Annotated in this window: 1 protein-coding gene; it reads left to right on the plus strand. The window is 45.0% G+C overall.

Annotated features, from left to right (window positions below; all coding sequences use genetic code 11):
* Positions 1–192: 192 nt before the first annotated feature.
* Complete coding sequence (locus tag AC5590_RS20060; protein ID WP_169268922.1) at positions 193–3396, plus strand: non-ribosomal peptide synthetase family protein; 3204 nt, start codon at positions 193–195, stop codon at positions 3394–3396.
* Positions 3397–3546 lie beyond the last annotated feature (150 nt).

Genomic DNA, 3546 nt, shown 5'->3' on the forward strand with positions numbered 1-3546 from the left:
TTGTAAGCGCAAGGCGCACGCTACGCGAACGCGCAGCGTCTCCGCAGGAGTTAGCGTCTGGGGTGGGTTGGGGGATCTTCCCTTGAGAAAAACAAGCTAACCGAACCGTATTAAGGGTGTTAGGGCAAGATTTTCATATCTTTGTACAGCCAATCTTTGATATGAGTCACACAAAATAAAGGAGGATTTCTCATGACTAGTTTGGTTAGCAATCTAGTACAGCAACCTTTAGACTTGTCAGTTTTGACCACACCAGAATCGTATTTGTTGCTTAAAGAGTGGAATCAAACTCAAGCAGATTTTCCAAAAAATTTATGTATTCATCAGTGGATTGAATTACAAGTAAAGGTGACTCCTGATAAAGTCGCAGTCATTTTTGAAGACGCGCGCAGCGCGGTGAGGCCAGCCCCCGTCTTGGCGGTCTCCGTCACGATGGGGGACTGGCGAACCCGGAGGGCTTCTCGCAGAGTAGACGAACAGCTCAGTTACAGGGAACTGAACCGCCGCGCAAATAAACTAGCTCATTATTTGCGGAGTTTGAATGTAGGACCAGAAGTATTGGTGGGAATTTGCTTAGAATGCTCAACAAATCTTTTGATTGGGCTTTTAGGTATTCTCAAAGCTGGTGGAGCGTATGTACCATTAGATCCTGCATATCCCCAAGAGCGCTTGGAATGGATTTTAGAAGATTCACAGATCAAGGTGCTATTAACCCAACAGAATCTACTTGAGCAGCTGCCACAACATCAAGCGCAAGTCGTTTGCATTGACACTGACGAAGAAAGAATTGCGGCAGCAAGCGAGGAAAACCCTAAAACACAAGTCACTCCTGAAAATTTGGCTTACATACTGTATACTTCTGGCTCTACTGGTAAACCCAAAGGCGTGCAAATTGAGCATCGCTGTGTTGTCAATTTCTTAAATTCGATGCGTAAAGAGCCAGGACTGACACAGGAAGATGTACTCCTGGCGGTGACAACTATCTGCTTTGATATTGCTGGACTCGAACTTTACTTACCATTAATTGTAGGCGCTCGGATTGTATTAGCAAGCCGTGAAGTTGCGAGTTCTGGAGAACAGCTAAGCAAGCTTCTCGCAAAATCTGGCGCTACAGTTATGCAAGCAACTCCAGCGACTTGGCGACTGCTTTTAGCAGCAGGGTGGCAAGGAAATAAACAGCTCAAAATTCTCTGTGGTGGCGAAGCATTAACCCCAGGACTGGCAAATCAGCTGCAACAATTGGTTCACTCCCTTTGGAATATGTACGGACCGACGGAAACCACCATTTGGTCCGCTGTTTACAAGGTAGAGCCTGGGAACATCCAAGTACCAATCGGCAAACCTATTGACAACACGCAAATTTATTTGGTGGAACCTCAGGTACCCGGTAAGTTAGATCCATTAAAACCTGTGCCTATTGGTACTGCGGGAGAGTTATTGATCGGTGGTGCTGGTTTGGCTAGGGGATATCGCAACCGACCAGAATTAAACAGCGAAAAATTTATTCCCAATCCTTTTAGCGACAAACCAGGAGAACGTCTTTATAGAACTGGAGACTTGGCTCGCTATTTGCCAGATGGCAAGATTTCGTTCATCGGACGGATTGATGATCAAGTCAAAATTCGCGGTTTCCGTATTGAGTTGGGAGATATTGAGGTAGCCCTTAGCCAGTACCCAGGCGTGAGGGAAGTTGTGGTTGTCGCAACAGAAGACAATCCACCAGACAAACGCCTGGTTGCTTATCTGGTGAAAGAACCTAGCAGCCAGAAATTATGTTTGAGGGACTTGCGCTCTTTTCTACAAGAGAAGTTGCCCAAATACATGATTCCGTCTGTTTTTGTCTTGATGGACTCTTTGCCACTTACACCCAATGGTAAAGTAGATAGGCGATCGCTATCGAGAAGCCGCGACCTTTACGGGAAGCCCTCCGGGTCCGGAGGTAACTCCTTCGCGTCTAAACTCCAAGCACCCAATCAAGATACACCTATTTTAAACGACGCATTCGTCGCACCCCGTACCAAAGTCGAGAGACAACTCGCTCAAATTTGGACTCAGGTTCTGAGTGTTGAGTCAGTAGGGATACATGATAACTTCTTTGAGTTGGGAGGACATTCTTTACTACTAGTGCAGATGCTGGCTAGGGTGCGAGAAACTTTCCAACTGGAGTTACCTGTGTTGAGTCTGTTCCAAGCACCTACTATTGCTGGACTAGCTGAAGCTATAGAAGGGCGAGGGGATTCTACAGATTTATATGCTGAAGCCGTTTTAGATCAGGCAATTCGTCCTGTAACTGAACCCCAACGGCTTTTCTTAACTGGGGCAACAGGTTTCATCGGAGCTTTTTTATTGTGCGAATTACTGCGAGAGTTCCCTCAAGCCAAGATTTATTGTTTGGTTCGTGCTACTAGTGCTTATGTCGCCAAGCAGAAAATTCGCCAAAACCTAGAGCGCTATTTACTCTGGAATAACGAATTAAACTCCCGGATTCTTCCAGTTGTTGGGGATTTATCACAACCACTTTTCGGGTTAAATGAACAACAGTTTGGCGAATTGACAAGGGAAATTGATGTTATTTATCACAATGGGGCGTTTGTTAATTTAATTTATCCTTATGCTGCACTACGAGCAGTTAATGTTCTGGGAACCCAAGAAATCCTGAGATTAGCAAGTCTTTTCAAAGTCAAACCTGTACATTTCATCTCTAGCTTGGATGTTTTCCAATCACCCACCTATCAGCAAATGAAGGTGATTTTGGAGTCAGACGAACTCGCTGATTGTGAAGGACTCTCTAATGGCTACGCCCAAAGTAAATGGGTGGCGGAGAAGTTGGTGATGACAGCAAAGGAACGCGGCATTCCTGTGTGTATCTACAGATTAGGCACGATTGTAGGGCATAGTCAAACAGGTGCTTCTCCAACCAATGATCTGATATCCAGAATGCTCAAAGGCTTTATCGATCTTAAGAGTGCCCCTGACTTGGATTTGAGTCTCAATTTGACTCCTGTAGATTATGTGAGTAGGGCGATCGCCTACTTGTCAAGACAAAAAGCGTCTGTTGGCAAAGCCTTTCATATAGGAAATCCTCAACCGTTGCCTATGCGCCAGCTAGTGAGGAGTATCAACGATCTCGGTTATTCTGTCCGCTTCATCAGCTATGAACAGTGGCAAACAAACCTGTTAAATAGTAATAACTATCAAGAAGCTGGTTTGAGTCCTGTTGTATCTCTATTTACTGAGAAAATATCTCCCAAACAACAGACTTATTTAGAGACATCCGCACTTGTGTGCCAAACATTCGACTATCAAAACACCTTGAATGGACTGGCAGGTACTTCCATTGCCTGTCCACCAGTCAGTTTAAAATTGGTGAACTACCTTAAAAAAGCGGTGCGTTAGCGAAAAGAGCCATTATCATATTTTACGCTGTCTTACACTGCAGCTATTTTGTTGCAGCACAACTACTAGTAGGCGCAGGCTGCTGCCGCTGTGGACCAGTCTTAGTAGGATCATAACCAACCAGCACCACCTGACCTTTTTCGTTATATA

The sequence above is a fragment of the Brasilonema octagenarum UFV-OR1 genome (assembly GCF_963888615.1).
Classification (GTDB): Bacteria; Cyanobacteriota; Cyanobacteriia; order Cyanobacteriales; family Nostocaceae; genus Brasilonema; species Brasilonema sennae.

Excerpts from the sequence above, each read along its gene's own strand:
- AC5590_RS20060 (WP_169268922.1), top strand. The coding sequence starts at position 193 with ATGACTAGTTTGGTTAGCAATCTAGTACAGCAACCTTTAGACTTGTCA.